Genomic DNA, 20756 nt, shown 5'->3' on the forward strand with positions numbered 1-20756 from the left:
GCAGCGATGGTTGCCGGGGTCGCCAGCATGGCGGCCCCGGCCCTCGCCGCAAGGAGCAAGCCCATGGACGACGTGATCGACAGCCACGATGCCATGGGCCTGGCCGCGCTGGTCAAGGCGCGGAAAGTATCGCCCAGCGAACTGCTCGAGGCGAGCATTGCGCGGGCCGAAGCGCTCAACCCGCGCTTCAATTTCATCGCCCAGCGCCATTACGATCATGCCCGCAAGGCGATTGCCGCCGGGCTGCCCCAGGGCCCGTTCACCGGTGTGCCCTGGCTGCTCAAGGATCTGAACACCTACCTGGCGGGCGAACTGACCGAAGGCGGCAGCCGGTTCTACAAGGGCTATCGCGCGTCCGTCACTTCGACACTGGCCAGCCGCATCCAGGCGGCCGGATTTGTCATCTTCGGCAAGACCACGACGCCCGAATACGGCCTGACCGGGACGACCGAAAACAAGCTGACCGGCGACACCCGCAACCCGTGGAACCCCGCGCATATTTCCGGCGGCTCGTCCGGCGGCGCGGCAGTGGCCGTGGCCGCTGCTGTCCTGCCTGCCGCCCACGCCACCGATGGCGGCGGCTCAATCCGCATTCCCGCCTCGTGCTGCGGGCTGTTCGGCCTCAAGCCCAGCCGTGGCCGCGTTCCGGCCGGTCCGCTCAAGACCGAAGGCTGGGGCGGGCTTTCCACCCATCACGCCGTGACCTGGTCGGTGCGCGACAGCGCCGCGATCCTTGATGCGACCCACGGCGTCGAACCCGGCAGCCGCTATGGCGCGCCGACGCCCGATGGCAGCTTCCTGTCACAGGTGACCCGTTCGCCCGGCAAGCTGCGCATCGCGCTGATGGTCGATCCCTTCGCCCACAGCCCGGTCGATCCCGAATGCGCCGAAGCCGCCCGCGCCGCCGCGAGGCTGTGCGAAAGCCTGGGCCATCACGTCAGCGAAGCCGCTCCCAGACTGGATGTGGCCGCGCTCGGCTTTGCCTCGTTCGTGCTGATCGGCTCGGCCGTGGCGGCCGACATTGCCGACCGCGCCAAGGCCACCGGGATCAATCCCGCCGAAACGCTCGAGCCGATCACCCTGGCCTTTGCCGAATATGGCAAGACCTTCACCGCGATGGACTATCACCGCGCCAACGACATCCTGCAGAACGCAGCGATCACGCTGGGCCAGTTCATGCAGCAGTATGATGTGATCCTCTCGCCCACGCTGGCCGCGCCGCCGCTGAAGCTGGGGCAGATCAACCTGTCGCCCGATTGCGATTTCCAGACCTGGGGTCAGCGCGCCGCGGTGTTCTCGCCGTTCACTCAGATCGCCAACATGACCGGGCAGCCGGGCATGTCGGTGCCGCTGGCGATGTCGCAGGGCGGGCTGCCGATCGGGGTGCAGTTCCTCGGCCGCTATGGCGAGGAAGCACTGCTGCTGCGCCTGGCGGGCCAGCTGGAACGCGCCGCCCCATGGGCCGCACGACGCCCAAAAATCGTTTCATAATAATCATTCGCTGGAGAAACCTGATGCGCCACCTGCTTGCCGCCCTGCTGATGCTGACCCCGGTGGCTGCCGCGGCCGATCCAGGCTTCCCCCTGTCCGAAGATGACCGGCTGGCGCGCGAAGGCCGGGTCCTGCTGGTGCGCGAACATCCCGACGTGATCCAGCACATGATGCGCAACGACGGCTTTGGCGGGGCGGGTTCGGCCCCGATCGCCGGGGCCATGCTGTCCGCCTCGCCCGACCGGGTGGCGCTGGCGCGCAAGGCCATGGTGGTCGAACGCCACGGCCAGGGCATGTGGCTGCTGCGTTTTCCCTATGTCAACGTCGCGCTGATCGAGACGAAGCACGGGCTGGTGCTGTTCGACACCGGCTATGCCTCGATCGGTCCGGTGCTGGCCGAAGTGATCCCGACGCTCAGTCCCAAGCCGCTGACCCATGTGGTGGTCAGTCACGTCCATGTCGACCATGCCTATGGCTGGCCGGCGCTGAAGGCGAAATGGCCCAAGCTCAAGACCGTGACCAGCGACCTGTTCCCGGCGATGGCCGCCAAGGAAGTGCGGCTGGGCGGTTCGATCGGGCGCTACAACAACCAGCCGCTCGAACTGCAGCCGACCAGCGTGGACCGTCTGCCCCGCCCCGATATCATGTTCCGCGACCGGCTGGACCTGAAGATCGACGGGGAAACCTTCGTCATTCGCCACAGCCCCGGCGAGACCGAGGAACAGGTGTGGATGGCGCTGCCGAGCCGCAAGGCGCTGTTCACCGCCGACTATTACCAGGGCTTCCTGCCCAACGCCGGCAACGGCAAGCGGATCATGCGCCACGTCGATGAATGGGCGGCGGCCTTCCGCGAAATGGTGGGATTCAAGCCCGAACACCTGCTGCCGATGCACAGCGCCGCGATTGATGATGGCGCGGAAATCGCCCGCATCCTGACGCTCAATGCCGATGCGTTCGAATATATCTCGAACCAGGTGGTCGCGGGCCTCAACGCCGGACGCCGCAAGGACGAGATCGCCGCCACGCTGGAATGGCCGGAACGCTTTGCCAAGGCGCCCGAACTCGACCCGCAATACAACCGCCCGCAGGACATTGCCCGGATGGTCGCGCTGCGCTGGACCGGGTGGTGGGACGACGTGCCCAGCCATTTCGCCGCCATGCGCTTCGAGGACGAGGCGCAAGAGGCGCTGCGCCTGGCCGGCGGGGTGGACGCGGTCGACAAGCGCGCGCGCGAATTGATCGGCAAGGACAACAAGCTGGCCGCGCGGCTGGCCGACTGGGCCAGCTTCGGCGCGCCGGACAATGCCAAGGCGCTGAAACTGGCGATTGACGTCTATCTCGCCCGGATTGCGGAGCCGGGGATGCCCTTGCAGGAATCGCAGGTCTATTTCGTCCACGCCTCGGTGCTGCGGGCGAAGCTGGCGCGGCTCCAGGCCGGGGGTTAATCCCCCAGGTCTGGTGCCCAGGCCACCCCGTTGATGTGCCCGCCGCCATCGACGAACAGCGTGTTGCCGGTGACATAGCGGCAATCGTCGCTGGCCAGGAACAGGGCCACGGGCGCAACATCGGTTTCGGGATCGCCCAGCCGGCCCATCGGATTGGCGGCTTCGATCTGCGCCATCATTTCAGGTGCGACGCTTTCGATCCGGCGGCTCGCCGCGCTTTTCGCGGCGGGGCAGATCACGTTGCAGCAGATCCCCCAGCCCGCCCATTCGCGCGCGGCGGTGCGGGTCAGCGCGCGCAGGGCTTCCTTGGCGCTGTTGTAATCGGCGCTGCCCATGTGGGCGTTGACACCGTTCAATGATCCCATGTTGATCACCCGGCCCCACCCTTGCGCCTTCATGTGCGGCAGGGCGGCTTCCATCGTCCACTTCGGCGCCCAGAAGGTCATCAACATGGCGCGCTGGAACACCTCGTCGCCTTTCTGTTCCAGCCGGCGCGGGCCATCGCCAGTGTAGGCGTTGTTGACCAGAATATCGACCGGACCGGCGGCTGCCATCATCGCCTTGACCGCGGCTTCATCGGCCACGTCCACTTTCAGCGCGCGGGCCTGTCCGCCTTCGCCGCGGATGGTGGCGGCTTCCGCTTCGGCCTTGTCGAGGTTCCAGTCGGCCATGACCACATCGGCGCCTTCGCGCGCGAACAGCCGGGCAATGCCCAGGCCGATGCCATCTGCCGCCCCGGTGATCAGCGCCCGCCGGCCTGCCAGTCTACCACTCATGTTCCCTCCCGTGCCGCGCCGCGCAGCTCTTCCATGTCCAGTTCGCGCAGCGCGCCCAGCATGCCGTACCACTTGCGCGGCAGCCGGCTGGTCTCGCGATCGCGTTCGGCCAGGGCCTGCACATCGCGGCGCAATTGTTCAAGCATTTCCGCCAGCTCCGCCGCGCCGCGCGGCGAAAGCTTCACAACTTCGGACACAAACACCGCATCCTCGGCCGCAAAGTCCATGGCGAGGAACTGGCGCTTCATCCGTTCGTTGAACAGCGCGCGCATTGGCGCCTTGCGCCAGACGATGGTGCGATCGACCAGCGGCCGCACCCGTCCGCCCGGCAGCCGGTCGATCAGCGCGAGCCGTTCGAGCCGGGCGAGCGACAGTGCCATGACCGGCCCCGGCACGGCAAAGTCCGCCGCGATTTCAGCGGGGCTGTTGCCGCCCAGGATGGTCATGAACAGGAACGAGAGAAAGATGTCGCTCGACAGGGCGAGTTCCTGCGCCAGGGTCAGCTCCTGGGCAAGGTCACTGGCGGGCTGCTCCGCCTCGCGCGCGAGATCGGCCAGCGACAACGCGCACAGCGCGGCCAGTTGCTCAAGCCGGTCCAGCGTCAGCCCACGTCCCGCCAGCCAGCGCTTGGCCGTGGCTTCGCCAATCGCGAAATGCGCGGCGAGGCGGCGGGCAGTCCAGCCTTCCTGTCGCAAGGCGCGGCGCAAGACGGCCAGCAGGGCCGCCGATGTCGTATTGGATCGCATTATGATCCGAAGATGATCTTTAAATGATCCGTTTGGCAAGCCCCGATTTCACGCCAGGGCCTCCCCCGCGTTAACCTGCGTCCTGTTGCGGCAGAGAGTCGGTTCAGCCGATCCGCCGCCAGACAGACCTTTGGGAGAACGCGATGACTGGTATGTTGATCAAGAACGGCACCGTTGTGGATGGCACCGGCGCACCCGCCTTTGCCGCGGACGTGCGGATTGCGGACGGGATCATTACCGAAGTCGGCCCGGACCTTGCCGCCAAGGGCGAGCGCGTATTCGATGCCAGCGGCTGCCAGGTGACCCCCGGATTCATCGAAAGCCACACCCACTATGACGGCACGATGTGGTGGCAGCCCGATCTGGATCCGCTGCCCGGCTACGGCGCGACCACGATGATCCTGGGCAACTGCGGCTTTTCGCCTGCGCCGCTGCACAAGTACATGCCGGCCCAGCGCGAAATGGTCGGCATCTTCAGCTTCTTCGAGGATATCCCGATGGAGCCGTTCCTGACCAACCTGCCGTGGGACTGGAACAAGTGGTCGGAATACAAGGCCTCGGTCGAAAAGAACGTCAAGGTGCCGCTCAACTACGCCGCCTATGTCGGCCATATCGCGATCCGCCTGGCGGCGATGGGCGTCGAAGCGTGGGAACGCAAGGCGACGCCCGAGGAAATCGCCAAGATGGCCGAACTGCTCGACGATGCGCTGGCCGCTGGCGCGCTGGGCATGTCGGATAACATGCACGACCATGACGGCCAGAACCGCCCGGTCCCGACCATGATGGCCTGCGACGATGAATTCCGCGCGCTGTTCGACGTGATGGAGAAGTATCCGGGCTCCTGCTACCAGGTGATCGTCGATACCTTCATGCGCATGACCGGCCCCGCCAACCTTGAACGGCTGGGTAACCTGCTGGCGGGCCGCACGATCAAGTGCCAGATCGCCGGGGCGATCCCGACGCTGGAATTCCAGAAGGGCATCCTGCCGGCGATGCAGGAATCGGTCCGCAAGATGCGCGAGAACGGCGTGGACGTGTGGCCGGGCTTTGCCCACGTTTCGCCCACCAACGTGCTCTCGATCGTCAAGTCGCTGATCTTCGCGCAGTCGAACGACTATGTCTGGCACGAAGTGGTGCTGGCGGAAGATCACGGCGAAAAGGCCCGCCTGCTGGCCGATCCCGAATGGCGCGCCCGCGCCCGGGAAAGCTGGGACACCCAGGCCTGGGATCACTCGCCGCTCAAGAACCCGCAGGAACTGCTGCTGCTTGACAGCGAGAACGGAGCCGGCCCGCTGGGCATCACGCTCAAGGAATATGCCGAGAGCCGCGGCCTGCATCGCAGCGATGCCATGGCCGACTGGATCCTGGCCAACGGCACCCGCTCGACCGTGCACATGGCCCCCTTCCCCAAGGACGAGGGGCTGACCATCGGCCTGATGCGCGACCCCAAGACCGTCGGCAACATCTCGGATGCGGGCGCGCACCTGCAGATGCTGTGCGGTGCGGGGGAAAACGCCCTGCTGCTGACCCAGTACGTCCGCGATGAGAAGAAGCTGACGCTGGAAGAGGCCGTCCACGTGATGACCGGCAAGCTGGCCCAGCACTTCAACCTGCTGGATCGCGGCGTCATCGCGCCGGGCAAGCGCGCGGACATCGCCGTGTTCAACATGGACGAGATCGAACGCCGCCAGATGGAAAAGGCCCATGACGTGCCCGACGGGCGCGGCGGCACCACCTGGCGCTTCACCCGCGCACCGATGCCGACCCGCCTGACCCTGGTCAACGGCGTGTCGACTTTCGAGGGCGGCAAGGCGACCGGCGAAATGCCCGGCAAGTTCCTGTCCCCGGTCAACGACGACGCGCATCTGTCCGTCGCAGCGGAGTAAGTCCCTATGGAAGTCAAGGTTGGCGAAGGCGAACGCGCCTATTTTAACGGCGGAATCCAGCAGGTTGGCACTGACAGTTCGGTGCTGGTCAGCTCGTCCCGGTATCTCAACCACGGCGAATTGCGCAGCCTGGTGGCGCAGGAAATGCTCCGCCGCAACGGGCCGGACCTGCCCAACACCGCCTATATCCCTGAAGTCGCGCAGATCATGATGATGCTGGAGGACTATCCCCGCATCATGGAACTGTTCGAGCAGGAAAAGGCGCGGCTGCCGCTGTTCAAGGCGTGGTGCGACAACCGCAGCCTGTCGGACTTCAAGAAGGACGATGTCCGCCATTGCAAGCCCGGCACGCTGGGTGCGGCCCTGTTCAACTGGATGGAAACCAGCGGCTACGAACTCGACGTGTTCTACCGCGAGCTGGTGGTGGTCAACGACCTGACCTTCTATCTGCGGCAGGCCGCGCTCAACCATGACATCGAGCACCTGGTCACCGGTTTCGGCCCCAACCACGGCGGCGAAATCGCGCTGCTGAATGCCAACATGTACAGCCGGGTGCGCTACTTCCACCCGGAACTGGCGGCGTTCTTCTGCCGGATCCAGGGCTATCTCAAGTCCAAGACGATCATGAAGGACGTGCTCCACTATCCCGAGGCTTTCGCGCTCAACGTCGAGGCGGAATTCGTGGGCGCAAGCCAGGCGCACAACTGGACCTACCCGATCATGCTGGCCGACTGGCGGGCGATGATCGACTGGCAGATGGACGACATCCGCAAGGAACTGGGCATCACCCCGGTCCCGCCCGCGGACCTGTGGGCCGACACCAACCGCCTGTGCAACGAGAACGACCCCCAATACGGCGAGCCCCTGCTGGAGGCCGCCGAATAGGCAGCGGAACAGCCGGTGCCAAAATGCGGCGCGTCAATCATACCCTCCGATTGACGCGCCGTTTGGCGTCTGGAAAGCCGCAGGCAACTTCATTCGAGAGGAAATGACATGCGCGGACTGGCAGGCAAGGTAGCAATCGTGGCGGGCGGCGCGCGCGGCATTGGCGCGGCAACGGCGCGGCGGCTGGCCGAAGAAGGCGCCCAGGTGGTGATCGGCGACCTGCTGGTCGAACAGGCCCAGGAAACCGCCGCCGCGATCGTGGCGAACGGCGGCCAGGCGATTGCCGTGGCGCTCGACGGCACCAATGCGGAATCGCAGGCCGGCATCGTTCAGGCCGCGAAGGACGCGTTCGGCGGGCTGGACATCTACATCTCGAACCTCGCCGGCGGGACCGAAGGCGACATCGATGCGCTCAACTGCCCGGTCGAAGTGCTCGACAAGAGCTTCGCGATCAACACCAAGAGCCACTTCCTGGCAACCCAGGCCGCGCTGCCCGCCATGCTGGAACGCGGCGGCGGGGCGATGCTCTACACCTCGTCGGGCGCGGCCAGCGGCGGCGCGCCGTGGCAGGTTGCCTATCCGATGACCAAGAACGCGATCCACGCGCTCGCCCGCCATGTCGCCAGCCGCTGGGGCAAGCAGGGCATCCGCGCGAACGCGGTCTGCCCGGGCCTGGTGCTGACCGAAGCGGTCAAGATCCACCTGACCGACGAATATGTCGAAAAGGGGCTGAAGGCCGTGCCGCACACCCGCCTGGGCCAGCCGGAAGACCTGGCGGCCGCGCTGACGTTCCTTGCCTCTGAAGACGGCGCCTGGGTCAATGGCCAGGTCTGGCACGTCAACGGCGGCGCGCAGATGCGCGACTGATCCGCGCCTTGCACGGAACGACCACCGAAGTGCGGCTGACCCCGCGCCCGCTCGTGCTGGGGCTGCTGCTGGGCATTGCCGTGCTGTGCTATGCCGACCGCTACCTGCTGGCTGGCCTCGCCCAACCGATCAAGCGCGAGTTCGGCCTGTCGGACACGGTGCTGGGCGTATTGCTCGGCCCCGCGTTCGCGCTGCTGCATACCGTGCTGGGCGTGCCGGCGGCGCGGCTGGCGGATCGCTGGTCGCGGATCGCGGTCGCGGCCGGGGGTTGCCTGCTGTGGAGCCTGTTCACCGCATTGACCGCCCTGGCAAAGGACCCCTGGCTGCTGGGGATTGCCCGGGTTGGCGTGGGGATTGGCGAAGCGGCCTACCAGGCCCCGGTGATGGCGCTGATCGCCGCCTATTTCCCGCCGCACCAACGCGGCCGCGCGCTGGGGCTGATGGCCTGCGCGATCTATCTCGGGCAGATGACGGGACTGGCGGGCGGCCCTGCCCTGGCTGCCGCGACCACCTGGCGTACGCCGTTTGCCGCGCTGGGCGGGGTCGGTCTTGCCATGGCGCTGGCCGCCTGGCTGATCATCAAGGAACCCCCGCGCGAGCCGCTGCCCGCCGCGCAGGCCGACCACGAACCACTGGCCGCACTGGCCCGCCGTCTGGTGCGGGCGCGCAGCTGGATCCTGCTGACCATCGGCATGTCGCTCGGCTCATTTTCGGGCGTGTCGTTCGGGCTGTGGGGGCCGGCGCTGTACGAACGCGCCTATGGGCTGAGCACGCAGGCCGCCGGAGCGGCGTTCGGCCTGCCGTTCGGGATTGCCGGGCTGCTCGGCACGCTGTGCTATGGCTTCGTGTCGGACCGGGTTGGCCGGCGCGGTAGTGCCGCCCCGCTGCGCCTGGCCGCCGCGGCGCTGTCGATCGCGACGCTTTGCATCTTCACGATCACCTGGGTGCCCAGCCTGGCCACAGCGCAATTGCTGGCAATCCCGTCGGGCCTGCTGGGCGGCGGCTGGTCGGTCGGGATCCTGGTCGGGTTCCAGTATATCCTGCCGGAACGCCACCGCGCCTCGGGCACGGCGATCGCGCTGCTCGCGGTGGGCCTGACCAGCAATCTGGCCGGACCGTGGGTGGTCGGCCTGCTCAGCGACCTGTTCGGCGGCGGACTGGCCGGGCTGCGCACCAGCCTGACCCTGGTGATCCCGCTGGGCCTGGTCGGCGCACTGGCGATGTGGCGCGCGAGCGGCCTGCTCGATGCAGACCGCCGCCGCCTTGCGGGTGAAGCCTAGGCCTGCGGCGGCTTGGGCGCGCCGGGCATCGCCATGTAATAGTGCCCGGCGTTGAGCCCGCCATCGACCGACAACTCGGTGCCCATGCAGTAGCGCGCATCGTCCGACGCCAGATAGGCCGCCGCCGCGCCGATGTCCTTGGGCTCGCCCGCATATTGCGCGGGGTAGATCCAGTAGCCCTTGTCATAGAGCTCCTTGGGCACGTTGGTCGGGTTGGCCAGCGGGGTATAGATCCCGCCCGGATGGATCGAATTGACCCGGATCTTGCGCGGCCCCAGTTCCAGCGCGCAGGCCTTGGTAAAGCCGCGCACCGCGAACTTCGAGGCGCAATAGACCGACAGCGAATTGGCCCCGGCGATCCCGTCGGCGCTGCTCATGTTGACGATCGCCCCGCCCCCGGCGCGCTCGATCGCCGGAATCGCGGCCTGGGTGCCGATGATCACGCCCTTGAGATTGATGTCGAGCAGCCGGTCGATCTCCGCATCGGTCAGATCGTCCACCCGCTTGAACACGATCACCCCGGCATTGTTGACCAGCGTGTCGAGCTTGCCGAACTTCGCCTCGGTCGCGGCGACCACCTTGGCCCACTGCGCGCGGTCGGTCACATCGTGGTGATGGAACGCGGCCGCCTCGCCCAGCTCGTCCGCCAGGGCCTGGCCCAGATCGTCCAGCACGTCGGTGATCATCACTTTCGCGCCTTCGGCCACGAAACGGCGCACGATCCCTTCGCCGATCCCGCGTGCCCCGCCGGTAACGATGGCGACGTTGTTGTGCAGACGATTCATGGCCTCTCCTTCGGTTTTATCGACCGTTGCGATAAGGGGTGGCAATCGGCCCGGCAATACGCAATCATGGCCATTGGGATCACAAACGGGCGGCAACGCGAATCAACCAGCCCGTCCGCCAACGCAATTGCGCAAAAATGGGAGAATAGAGGCCGTGCCAGTCAATCCGCAGATCCAGGCTGTGCTGGACATGTTCGCCGCAGCCCCGCCGGTCGATTATGCCACGATTACCGCTCCTGCGCTGCGCGCGATGAACGATCAGCCGATGGCCTTTGGCGAACCGCCGGCCGTGGCGCGGGTCGAGGATCTGGAACTGGTCCTGCCGGGCCGCACCCTGCCCGCACGCCTCTATGTTCCCGAAGGCGCGGCCGCTCCTGCGCCGCTGGTCGTCTTTTACCACGGCGGCGGCTGGGTGATCGGCACGCTCGACACGCACGACGCCACCTGCCGCGCGCTGGCGCAGAAAAGCGGCGCGGCGGTGCTGTCGGTCGGCTACCGGCTCGCGCCCGAATACCCCTACCCCGCCCCGGTCGACGATTGCTATGACGCGCTGGTCTGGGCCAGCCGCCATGCCGCCGACCTGGGCTGCGATCCGGCGCGGCTGGCCGTGGCCGGCGACAGCGCGGGCGGCAACCTGTCGGCCGCCGTGTCGATCATGGCGCGCGACCGGGGTGGTCCGGCGATCCGCCACCAGCTGCTGATCTATCCGGTGACTGACGACGACTATTCGCTGGCTTCCTACGCCGAAAACGGCGGCGGGCAGTATTTCCTCGGCGAAGCGATGATGCGCTGGTTCTGGGAGCAGTATCTGGGCGACACCGATGCCGCGCCGCTGGCCCGCGTTGGTTCCACCGCCAACCTGTCCAACCTGCCGCCCGCCACGGTGATCGCCGCCGAATTCGATCCGCTGCGCGATGAAGGCATGGCCTATGCCGCGCGTTTGGCAGATGCGGGATGCACGGTCGATGCGGCAGTGGCGCCAGGGATGATCCATGGCTTCTTCTCGATGTTCCAGATTGCGCCCGATGCCTGGCCCTGGATCGAACGGGCGGGCGCGAACCTGCGACGCGACCTGGCCTGATGGCCGCGTTCGACGCCCCGGCCCAGCTGCGCGACCTGGCGCACCGCTATGCCTGGGCGGTTGATCGGCGCGCCGGGGACGATCTGGCGGCGCTGTTCACCCCGGACGGCGCGATCCGCGGCTGGGGCGAGAACCCGATCGACTATACCGGCCCCGAGAGGCTGCACGCGATGATGGCGGACCTCGCCATGTTCGAGCGCACTATGCACAACGTATTCAACCAGGTGTTCGAAATGGACGCGGACGGCGCGGTGACCGGGCTGACCTATTGCATCGCCAGCCACATCCTGCCCGGCGACGAGCCCACCGTGGTCGACATGGCGATCTGGTATCATGACCGCTTTGCCCGGCACGATGGCGCATGGCGCTTTGCCGAGCGCCGGTTGGAAATGCTGTGGATCGAAAACCGGCCGGCGCGGCGCTTTTCGCCCGAAATGATGAGCGGCGCGGTGCGCGATTTGCAGTGAACCGGGCGCAAGTGCGGCTTGACGCCGCGCTGCGCTGCGCACAGGTGAGGCGCCGGATGGGGCATAGAGGCCGATGAAGAACGATTTTACCTTTGACGAGACCGACCGGCTGATCGTGGCCGAACTGCGCAAGAACGGGCGCGCGACCAACCAGCAGATTGCCGAGCGCCTGGGGCTGACCGCCACCACCGTCTCGTCGCGCATCCGCCGGATGGAGGATGCCAACCAGCTGCGCGTGGTCGCCGTGTCCGATTTCGCGGCGCACGGCTATGACGTGCTGATGCAACTGGCGATCGAGGTCGACAGCCGCCCCGCCTCCGAAGTCGCGCACGAGCTGGCCCAGTTCCCCGAAGTCTTCGCGGTGCATATCGTGACCGGCCGCTATGATATCGACGCGCTGCTGGTGCTGCACGATTTCACGGACATGACGCACTTCGTGCTCGACCAGCTCAGCTCGATCCGCGGCATCCGCAAGATCACTCCGTCGATCGCGGTCGACATCCTGCGCTACAAGTTCGACGTGGCACCGATCGAAACGCGGGATTGATGGGAAAGACCATGGCAACGATTCAACTCGATGATCTCGACCGCCAGCTGATCGAACTGCTGGCCAAGGACGCACGGGTTTCCAACCGCAAGATCGCGACCGAACTGGGCGTGACCGAAGGCACCGTGCGCGGCCGCATCAAGCGGTTGCAGCAAGAACGGCTGATCACCTTTACCGCGATTACCGGCCTGCAGATGGCCAGCAACTCGCGGCTCGCCTTCATCTGGGTCCAGGCCGAAGTCGAGCGCACGCGCGAAGTGGCGCGCCAGATTGCGGAGATCGATCCAGTCAATGCGGTGATGATCACCATGGGTTCGTTCAACATCATGGCGATGTGCCTGTTCGAGGAACTGGACGACCTGGTCGAGGTCGCCTCGGACAAGATTCTCGCGGTTCCCGGGGTCCACCACGTGGAAACCTCGATCGCGGTGAAGACCGTGAAGTACAACGCGCGCGTCGCCAAGATCACCGAAACCTCGCCGATCGAGGGCGGAAACGCCGAACCCGACGAATAGTGCGTAACCGATACTGACATTTGATACGCAAAGCGGATACGCTTTGCCTGTTGCCCTTCATTCTCCGCTGCGCTATGCGGGAATCGTTACGAATAGAACGCCCCAATGGGGGAAGGGAGAAAATCGGCCGTGGCCAAGACCGCAGACTATGGGCTGGGAGAGTTCACTTTTCCCCGTGGCTGGTTCATGATCGGCACTTCGGCCGATGCCACCACCACCCCCGCCGCCGTGCGCTTCTTCGGTGAAGACATGGTGCTTTATCGTGGCGAATCCGGCCGCCCCTTCCTGATCGAGGCCTATTGCCCGCACATGGGCACTCACCTCGCCAAGAACACCAGCAGCTATGTCGTGGTCGACAAGAAGCATGTCGAGGGCGACAATATCCGCTGCCCCTATCACGCCTGGCGGTTCGGTCCGGACGGGCGCTGCAACGAAATTCCCTACAGCCCGGTTCCACCGCCCAAGGCCGCCTGCGTCAAGTCCTGGCGCCTGACCGAGCGCGCCGGCTGCCTGTGGGTGTGGTACGATCCCGAGGGCGGCGAGGCGGACTATGAACTGCCGCCGTTCGAGCAGTGGGACCAGCCCTACTGGGTCAACTGGAACGTCGAATGCCTGGGCGAACTGGCCAGCCATCCCCAGGAAGTGGTCGACAACATGACCGACAAGGGCCACCTCGAGCCGGTTCACGGCTCGATCGACATGGTCCAGTTCGAAAACGAGTTCGACGGGATCAAGGTGCGCCAGATCCTGCTGGCCGGGCACAAGACCCTGGCCGGCGAAGGCGCCGAACCGATGCTCAACGACACCTGGTATACCGGGCCGGGCATCCTGCAATCGATCATGGTCGGCGAATACCCGTCGCACATGCTGATCGCCCACACCCCGATCGACGATGGCGTGATCAAGGTCTGGTACGGGTTGTTCGTCAAGGTCAAGAACGCCGAGCCGACCGAAGAAGAACGCGCCCTGGCGCGTGGGTACGAGCAGGCCGGCGTGGCCGCCTTTGCCCAGGACTTCGAGATCTGGGGCAACAAGCGCCCCTGCATCAACCCGATGATGGTGCGCGGCGATGGTCCGTTCGACAAGCTGCGCATCTGGTACAAGCAGTTCTACAACCCGCGCGCCCGCGCCGGGGAATTCCATGCCCGTGTGAACGGCCGCTATGTAACCAAGGGGACCCAGCAGGCCCCGTGGGACAGCGCCGCGTAGTCCAGGGCCTTACCCGGTGGCGAGCCTCCTTTCCGTAAGGGAAGACCCGGCTGGCCATCCAAGCCGATAACAGGAACAAAATCGGCCACAACGAACCCAAGTTATACCCAGGATGCGTAGAAAGGTTTGACCCTGGCTACGAGTCTTGCAAGCGTGTTTCACTAGGGGCGGCTCCCGACCGTCCCACTTTTGGAGGGGAATATCCATGAAGGTACGTAGCTTCGGCGCACGTGTCGCTTTGCTTTCGACCGCTGCACTGTCCGTTTTCGCCACCCCGGCTCTTGCCCAGGCGGCTGCTGAAGACGATTCCACCCTTGGCGAAATCGTCGTCACCGCCAACAAGCGCGAAGAAAACCTGCAGAAGACGCCGCTGGCGATTTCGGCCATCCCGGCTGCCCAGCTGGAACTGCGCGGGCTGTCCGAAGCGAAGGACCTTTCGGCGATCGCTCCGAACGTGTCGATCGTGAGCGCCACCACCAACGCCACCGCGGTGGTCGTCTCGATCCGCGGCATTCCGTCGGCGGCGGACGAAACCCAGGGCTACGACAGCCCGATCGGGATGTATCTCGACGGCGTCTTCCTCGCCCGTTCGTCGGCGGCCTCGTTCGAAGTGGCCGACATTGAACGCGTCGAAGTGCTGCGCGGCCCGCAGGGCACGCTGTTCGGCCGCAACACCACTGGCGGCGCGATCAACTTCATCACCAAGAAGCCGTCGCATGACGCCAGCCTGAAGCTGCGCGCGGGCGTGGGCAACTTCAACGCCTGGAACATGCGCGCCGTGGCCAACACCGGCGACCTCGGCCCGGTGCAGATCTCGCTCGGCTACAACCACCGCGAACGTCACGGCATTGTCGACAACCTGCTCCAGCCGAGCGATGCGCTCGATCCGGGCGCGCAGAAGCTGGATTCGTTCCGCGTTGCCGCCAACTGGGACGTGACCGACAACTTCAGCATCTACAACGTGTTCGACTGGACCAAGATCAAGATGGTTCCGAACGCCAGCCAGCTGGCGGAAGTCGGCAATGGCGTGCTGCGTCCCAACGTGACGCTGGACGGCAACTCGTTCGCCCCGGTCCAGCCGGCCAACATCGGTGGCTTCCTGGCCCAGTCCAGCGTCAGCGTGCCCGCCGGCTGCTCGAAGGCTGTGACCCGCGCCTACCAGTCGTCGCTGTGCCTTGGTGACTATGGCCCGTCGGTCGACAAGATCTGGGGCAACCTGCTGCGGATGGAACTGTCGCTCCCCACCATCACGGTGCGCAGCTCGACGTCCTACCGCAAGTGGGACAACAAGATCGCCATGAACACGCTGGACGGCCTTGCCAACGTCACGGCTCCGCTGTTCTCGACCTCGACGCTGTTCAACGGCATGCCCTCCAGCCTGATCAGCTTCGTGCTGCCGGCCAGCCAGGCCGCCTTCGCGCCGTTCATCGCCGCCACGCCGGTGCCCAGCACCACGGGCGTGCTGTTCCAGGCCGACAACAACCGCGGCCAGCACCAGTTCAGCCAGGAACTCGAATTCGTGTCGAGCGGTGAAGGCCCGTTCCAGTGGGTGTTTGGCGCCTACTACTTCTCGGAAAAGGGCCACGAGCTGAACCATCAGAAGATCGGCTTCGTGCTTGACACCAACACGGCCGTGTTCACCCCGTCCAGCTTCGGTGCGCTGGCGCCGATGTTCCAGGCTGCCAACCCGGCCCGTTACCGCGTCGTGCCGACCCTGGCCGACCTGGCCTACACCTCGTGGGGCAACAGCTTCGCGCTCTATGGCCAGGCCAGCTATCGCCCGGGCGGCGAAGATGGCCGCCTCGGGGTTACCCTGGGCCTGCGTCACACCTGGGACAGCAAGGGCGTCGACCGCACCCAGAACGGGGCCACTCCGTACTCGGCCGCGGAATACGCGCTGAACCGCGGCAAGGCGACCTTCGCCGCGCCGACCGGCCACCTGACGCTCGACTACCGCGCCAGCGACGAGATCAACCTCTATGCCCGCGTGGCCAAGGGTTATCGTTCGGGCGGGTTCAACCTGCGTCAGTCGACCAGCCTGGCCAACAACATCGGCCTGCGCCCGTTCAACGAGGAAAAGCTGTGGTCCTATGAAATCGGTGCCAAGACCGAATTCCTGAACCGCATCCGCCTGAACGTGTCGCTGTATCACAACGTCTACAGCGACCAGCTGGCCGCCATTCCCATCCCGATCACCGGCGGTGGCAGCTTCGGTACGCAGGTGGTGAACGCCGGCAAGACCGTCTACAACGGCGTCGAAGTCGAAGGCATGTTCAAGCTGAACGACATGCTCTCGATCGACGGGAACTTCGGTTACAGCGATATCAAGATCAAGGAATTCCCTGGTGCTGATATCACTGGAGTGACGCGCAACATCGCTGCGCTGTACCGGGCCGGTTCCTACTCGCCGAAGTACAGCGCCAACATTGCCGCAAACCTGACCATTCCGGTTAGCGACATGACCAAGGTGCTGGGCCGCGTCGGTTACAACTACACGTCTGAATTCCAGATGTTCCCGAACCAGCTGACCGCGCCGTTCAGCGACACGACCAAGGGCGATGCCCGCGGCCTGCTCGACGCGCAGCTCAAGATCCAGGGGCTCGGCATGGAAGGCGTCTCGCTGACCGTGTGGGGCAAGAACCTGACCAACAAGCACTACGTGGTCCGCTCGGTCGACTTTGGCCAGCTGGGCATGAGCACCGTGATCTTCGGTGATCCGCGTACCTTCGGTGCCACCCTGGACCTGACTTTCTAAGCCAGGCCCAAGGGCTGAAAAGAAAGGGGCGGCTGCCATTCCGGCAGCCGCCCCTTCTCTTTTGGGCGGGGCCAGACTTCAGCGTGATGAAGTCCGGCCCTCGACCAACTCAAACCGCGGTTGAGCCGCCGTCGATCACCAACGGGTGGCCGGTCACGAAGCTGGCCTGGTCCGAGCACAGCCAGACCACGGCAGCGGCGATTTCCTCGGCCTTGCCCATGCGGCCCATCGGGGTCATGCTGTCCAGCACCTTCTTCATTTCGGGATTGGCGGTCAGCGGCGCGGTCATCGGGGTTTCAATCACCCCGGGGCAGACCGCGTTGACGCGGATCCCGGCCTGGGCCCAGCGCAGCGCGCCGTGGCGAGTCAGGCCGACCACGCCGTGCTTGGTGGCGACATAGCCCGGCTGAGCACCGTTACCGGTCAGGCCATTGATCGAGCTGGTGTTGACGATCGCCCCGCCGCCCTGCTTCAGCATGACTTCGGCTTCCTCGCGCATGCAGTACATCACGCCCGACAGGTTGACCGACAGGCTGCGCGCCCAGACGTCGTCGTCGTATTCGTTCGCGCCCATGTTGTTGATGCCGGCGTTGTTGAACGCATAGTCAAGCCGCCCGAAGCTTTCGACCGCGGCGGCGACCATCGCCTTGACCTGCGCGGCATCGCCCACGTTGCAGCTCTGGAAGCGGGCCTTGCCGCCGTGCGCCTCGATCATCGCGACAGTTTCGGCGCCGCCTTCGGCGTTGACGTCGCTGACCAGCACCGCCGCGCCCGAATGCGCGAAGGCCAGTGCCGCCGCCCGGCCGATCCCGCCGCTTGCCCCGGTCACCAGTGCGACCTTGCCGTTCATGCCATAATTGACCATCAGAACACCCTTCTCCTTGATTTGCGTATCCCAGCGATTAGACATCATCGCAAATCGCGGTCAAACGAATAAATTTCTTAGAGGATGCGAATGTCAGCCCTGCTTTTCACCCCCACCGAACTTGGCGCGCTGCGCCTGCGCAACCGCGTGATCATGGCCCCGATGACGCGCGACCGCGCCGGCCCGGGCGACGTGCCGACCGCTGCCATGGTAGAATACTATCGCCAGCGCGCCAGCGCCGGGCTGATCGTGACCGAAGGGGTCCAGCCGACGGCTGAAGGCAAGGGTTACTGGCGCACGCCGGGGATCCATTCGGACGAACAGATCGCCGGCTGGACGAAGGTGGCCGACGCGGTTCATGCCCGCGGCGGGCTGGTCGCGATGCAGCTGATGCATTGCGGCCGGGTGGTCGTGTCGGCCAACCGCGGCTTCGATGCCGAAGTTATCGCCCCCAGCGCCGTGCCCTGCCCCGCGCCGGTGCCCGGCCCCGATGGCGTGCCGGCGCCCACCGCCATGCCGCGCGCGCTGGACGCGGCAGAATTGCCGCGCCTGGCGGAAGAATACGCCCAGGCCGCCCGCAATGCCCGCGCCGCCGGGATCGACGCGGTCGAACTGCACTGCGCCAGCGGCTACCTGATCAACCAGTTCCTCAACCCCGCCAGCAACCAGCGGACCGACGAATTCGGCGGATCGCCCGAAAACCGCGCGCGCTTCCCGGCCATGGTGCTGCAGGCGATGGCCGACGCGATCGGCGCGGACCGGGTGGGCCTGCGGATCAGCCCCGGCAATCCCTACAACGGCATGGACCCGGCCGATCCCGAGGCGACCTTCGGGCCGTTCCTTGATGCGGTAAACGGCATGGGCCTTGCCTTCCTGCACGTGGTCGACATGGGTCTGCCCGAGCTTGACACCCTGGCCTTCCTGCGCCGCCACTGGTCGGGTCCGATCGTCACCAACAACAATCTGAAGCATGACAGCGCCGAAGCCGTGTTGCAGGCCGGCCAGGCCGAGGCCGTGTCGTTCGGCCGCGCCTATATCTCGAACCCCGACCTGGTTGAGCGGATGCAGGCCGGGGCGCCGCTGGCCAAGCCCGATTTCGCGCTGCTCTATACCGGCGAGGAACGCGGCTACATCGACTATCCCGCGCTGGACGCCGCGTGACGGACTGGGCCGCGATCCTGGCCGAACTGGACCGCCGCCGCGATGCGGCGCGGGCCATGGGGGGCGAGGAACGGGTCGAGAAGCACCGCGCCGCCGGCAAGCTTGACGCCCGCCAGCGCGCCGCAGCCCTGTTCGATCCGGGCACTTTCGTTGAACTGGGCACGCTGGCCGGCGCGCCCGGGGCGGACGGCCTGCCCCCGCCCGCCGATGGCCTGATTGCCGGGTCCGGACTGATCGATGGCCGCCCCGCGCTGTGCGGGGTGGAGGATTTCACTGTGCTGGGCGGGTCGATCGGCGATGCCGGATCGAGCAAGCGCTTTCGCCTGACCGAACTGGCCGCGCGCGAGAAGCTGCCGCTGGTGTTCATGCTGGAAGGCGCCGGGCACCGGCTGACCAACCACCATGCCAACCCCGCGCCGAATGACCTGCACGGGCTGGCGCGCCTGTCCGGCCAGGTGCCGATGGTCTGCCTGGTGCTGGGGCCGTCCGCCGGGCATGGCGCGCTGACCGCGCCGCTGTCGGACTTCGTGGTGATGACCCCGCAGGCCAGCCTGTTCGTCGCCGGGCCGCCAATCGTGAAAGCCGCGATTGGCGAAGCGGTGACCAAGGAGGACCTGGGCGGGCCGCAGGTTCACCTTGCCTCAGGCGTGGCGCACAACCTGGCGGCAGACGATGCGGCAGCGATTGCGCTGGCGCGGCAATACTTGTCCTATTTCGCCCCGCAAGCCGCCCCGCAGGATGGCGAGCGGCGGCTGGACGGCATTCTTGACCTGATCTCGCCCGATCCGCGCGTGCCCTTTGCCGCGCGGCCGGTGCTGGACCTGCTGGCTGACGCCGGCTCGCTGCTGGAAGTGCAGCCGGGCTATGGCGGCGCGCTGGTCACCGCGCTGGCGCGGCTGGGCGGGCGCGCCGTGGCGATCCTGGCCAGCAATCCGGCGGTCAATGCCGGCTCGGTCGATGCTGCCGCCGCGCAGAAGGCGGCGCATTTCATCGACATGGCCGATGCCCACGGCCTGCCGCTGGTGTTCCTGGCCGACACGCCCGGCGTGATGCCCGGCACCGCCAGCGAGCGCGCCGGAACCTTGCGCCACGCCGCGCGGATGTTTGCCGCCCAGCACCGCGCGCGGGTGCCCAAGCTGCACGTCACGCTGCGCAAGGCTTTCGGCTTTGGCAGTTCGATCATGGCGATGAACCCGTTCGACCACCAGACCGTGTCGCTCGCCTTTCCGGCGATCAGCCTGGGGGCCATGCCCGCGCAGGCCGGGGCCAGCGCCGCCGGGCTCGATCCGGAAGCCGCCGCACGCGCTCTTGCCGAACAGACCGCCAGCGCCTGGAACCTGTCGGGCCGCATGGCCTATGACGAGATCATCGACCCGCGCGACCTGCGCAATGCCCTGCTTCAAGGGCTGCGCCTGTGCGTCGACCGTCCGCTTGCACCCCGCAACAACGAGGGAATCCTGCCATGAGCTTTACCCTGCAACAGCTGTCCGACCTGGAAGAGATCCGCCAGCTCAAATCGCGCTATTTCCGCTGCATCGACACCGGCAATTCGGCGGAACTGGCCACCTGCTTCGCCGATGACATCGTGGTCGACTATCGCGGCGGTGGCTACCGGCTGGTGGTCAAGGGCAAGGACGACATGGTCGAATTCCTCGCCTCAAGCTTCCATTCCGACATTGTCGCCATGCACCATGGCCACACCCCGGAAATCACCTTTGTCGATGCAGATACCGCCAAGGGCACCTGGTACCTGGAAGACCGCTTCATCGATCCGGTGCGCGGCGAGGATACCTATGGCACTTCGCTCTATTACGATACCTATGTCCGCACTGCCGATGGCTGGAAGCTGAAGCACAGCGAATACGACCGGGTGATCGAACTGGTCAGCCCGATCGATCCGAAGATCCAAGTGCGCTCGTCGATGCTCAGCCAGACCGGGCGCAAGCCGGGCGAGCGGACCGACACCACCAAGTGGCTCGAATGGTTTGACTGAAA

19 protein-coding genes are annotated in these 20756 nt (G+C 66.2%); 15 read left to right on the top strand and 4 right to left on the bottom strand.

Going from position 1 to position 20756, the window contains the following annotated elements:
• The first annotated feature begins 63 nt into the window (after positions 1-63).
• Positions 64-1491, top strand: coding sequence for an amidase (locus ACE3N9_RS05825; protein ID WP_374281785.1), 1428 nt, complete (start codon positions 64-66; stop codon positions 1489-1491).
• 23 nt (positions 1492-1514) lie between these two features.
• Positions 1515-2936 (top strand): alkyl sulfatase dimerization domain-containing protein, encoded by a 1422-nt coding sequence (locus tag ACE3N9_RS05830; RefSeq protein WP_374281787.1) that lies wholly within the window; start codon positions 1515-1517, stop codon positions 2934-2936.
• Here the strand turns inward: ACE3N9_RS05830 and ACE3N9_RS05835 are convergent.
• Together ACE3N9_RS05835 and ACE3N9_RS05840 are read right to left on the bottom strand one after the other, a co-directional pair.
• A complete protein-coding gene (locus tag ACE3N9_RS05835) occupies positions 2933-3712 on the bottom strand; it encodes an SDR family NAD(P)-dependent oxidoreductase (protein WP_374281789.1) in 780 nt (259 codons plus the stop codon). The two genes, ACE3N9_RS05830 and ACE3N9_RS05835, sit on opposite strands and share 4 nt — an antisense overlap.
• Entirely contained in the window at positions 3709-4458 is a 750-nt protein-coding gene (locus ACE3N9_RS05840) for a hypothetical protein (RefSeq protein ID WP_374281791.1), read from the bottom strand. The genes ACE3N9_RS05835 and ACE3N9_RS05840 overlap by 4 nt, the downstream gene beginning before the upstream one ends.
• A gap of 143 nt (positions 4459-4601) precedes the next feature.
• On the opposite strand from ACE3N9_RS05840, the gene ACE3N9_RS05845 reads away from it, so the two are divergent.
• The 4 genes from ACE3N9_RS05845 to ACE3N9_RS05860 all read left to right on the top strand — a co-directional run bounded on the left by ACE3N9_RS05845 (position 4602) and on the right by ACE3N9_RS05860 (position 9376).
• Positions 4602-6344, top strand: a complete 1743-nt coding sequence (locus ACE3N9_RS05845) for an amidohydrolase family protein (RefSeq protein WP_374281793.1) — start codon at positions 4602-4604, stop codon at positions 6342-6344.
• Between the two features lie 6 nt (positions 6345-6350).
• A complete protein-coding gene (locus tag ACE3N9_RS05850) occupies positions 6351-7229 on the top strand; it encodes a Coq4 family protein (protein ID WP_374281795.1) in 879 nt (292 codons plus the stop codon).
• A 108-nt stretch (positions 7230-7337) separates the two neighbouring features.
• The gene (locus ACE3N9_RS05855) at positions 7338-8096 is read left to right on the top strand and encodes an SDR family NAD(P)-dependent oxidoreductase (RefSeq protein ID WP_374281797.1); all 759 of its coding nucleotides are present in this window, start codon (positions 7338-7340) and stop codon (positions 8094-8096) included.
• A gap of 8 nt (positions 8097-8104) precedes the next feature.
• Positions 8105-9376, top strand: coding sequence for a spinster family MFS transporter (locus ACE3N9_RS05860; protein WP_374281799.1), 1272 nt, complete (start codon positions 8105-8107; stop codon positions 9374-9376).
• Here the strand turns inward: ACE3N9_RS05860 and ACE3N9_RS05865 are convergent.
• Complete coding sequence (locus tag ACE3N9_RS05865) at positions 9373-10161, bottom strand: glucose 1-dehydrogenase (protein ID WP_374281801.1); 789 nt, start codon at positions 10159-10161, stop codon at positions 9373-9375. The genes ACE3N9_RS05860 and ACE3N9_RS05865 overlap by 4 nt on opposite strands.
• 154 nt (positions 10162-10315) lie before the next feature.
• Between ACE3N9_RS05865 and estDL136 the strand changes: the two genes are divergently transcribed.
• From estDL136 to ACE3N9_RS05895, 6 genes are all read left to right on the top strand, one after another.
• A complete protein-coding gene (gene estDL136, locus ACE3N9_RS05870; RefSeq protein WP_374281803.1) occupies positions 10316-11242 on the top strand; it encodes a chloramphenicol hydrolase in 927 nt (308 codons plus the stop codon).
• Positions 11242-11709, top strand: a complete 468-nt coding sequence (locus tag ACE3N9_RS05875) for a nuclear transport factor 2 family protein (protein ID WP_374281805.1) — start codon at positions 11242-11244, stop codon at positions 11707-11709. Before estDL136 ends, ACE3N9_RS05875 begins: the two co-directional genes overlap by 1 nt.
• A gap of 73 nt (positions 11710-11782) precedes the next feature.
• Positions 11783-12256 (top strand): Lrp/AsnC family transcriptional regulator, encoded by a 474-nt coding sequence (locus ACE3N9_RS05880; RefSeq protein ID WP_374281807.1) that lies wholly within the window; start codon positions 11783-11785, stop codon positions 12254-12256.
• An 11-nt stretch (positions 12257-12267) separates the two neighbouring features.
• Positions 12268-12771, top strand: coding sequence for an Lrp/AsnC family transcriptional regulator (locus ACE3N9_RS05885; protein ID WP_374281809.1), 504 nt, complete (start codon positions 12268-12270; stop codon positions 12769-12771).
• Positions 12772-12900: 129 nt separating this feature from the next.
• Positions 12901-13980 (top strand): Rieske 2Fe-2S domain-containing protein, encoded by a 1080-nt coding sequence (locus tag ACE3N9_RS05890; protein WP_374281811.1) that lies wholly within the window; start codon positions 12901-12903, stop codon positions 13978-13980.
• Between the two features lie 205 nt (positions 13981-14185).
• Positions 14186-16735: a TonB-dependent receptor gene (locus ACE3N9_RS05895; RefSeq protein WP_374281813.1), complete on the top strand. Its 2550-nt coding sequence runs from the start codon at positions 14186-14188 to the stop codon at positions 16733-16735.
• 109 nt (positions 16736-16844) lie between these two features.
• On the opposite strand, the gene ACE3N9_RS05900 is transcribed toward ACE3N9_RS05895, so the two are convergent.
• Positions 16845-17600 (bottom strand): SDR family NAD(P)-dependent oxidoreductase, encoded by a 756-nt coding sequence (locus tag ACE3N9_RS05900; RefSeq protein WP_374281815.1) that lies wholly within the window; start codon positions 17598-17600, stop codon positions 16845-16847.
• A gap of 90 nt (positions 17601-17690) precedes the next feature.
• Here ACE3N9_RS05900 and ACE3N9_RS05905 point away from each other — a divergent pair, with 90 nt between their 5' ends.
• From ACE3N9_RS05905 to ACE3N9_RS05915, 3 genes are read left to right on the top strand one after another with little or no spacing between them, the layout of a single operon-like run.
• Positions 17691-18761, top strand: coding sequence for an alkene reductase (locus tag ACE3N9_RS05905; protein WP_374281817.1), 1071 nt, complete (start codon positions 17691-17693; stop codon positions 18759-18761).
• Positions 18758-20227, top strand: a complete 1470-nt coding sequence (locus ACE3N9_RS05910; protein WP_374281819.1) for an acyl-CoA carboxylase subunit beta — start codon at positions 18758-18760, stop codon at positions 20225-20227. Before ACE3N9_RS05905 ends, ACE3N9_RS05910 begins: the two co-directional genes overlap by 4 nt.
• Positions 20224-20754 carry a nuclear transport factor 2 family protein gene (locus ACE3N9_RS05915; RefSeq protein WP_374281821.1) on the top strand — a complete coding sequence of 177 codons (531 nt, stop codon included), beginning with the start codon at positions 20224-20226 and terminating at the stop codon, positions 20752-20754. Before ACE3N9_RS05910 ends, ACE3N9_RS05915 begins: the two co-directional genes overlap by 4 nt.
• The last annotated feature ends 2 nt before the right edge of the window (positions 20755-20756 follow it).

The sequence above is a fragment of the Novosphingobium sp. genome (assembly GCF_041905565.1).
In the GTDB taxonomy this organism is placed as follows: Bacteria; Pseudomonadota; Alphaproteobacteria; order Sphingomonadales; family Sphingomonadaceae; genus Novosphingobium.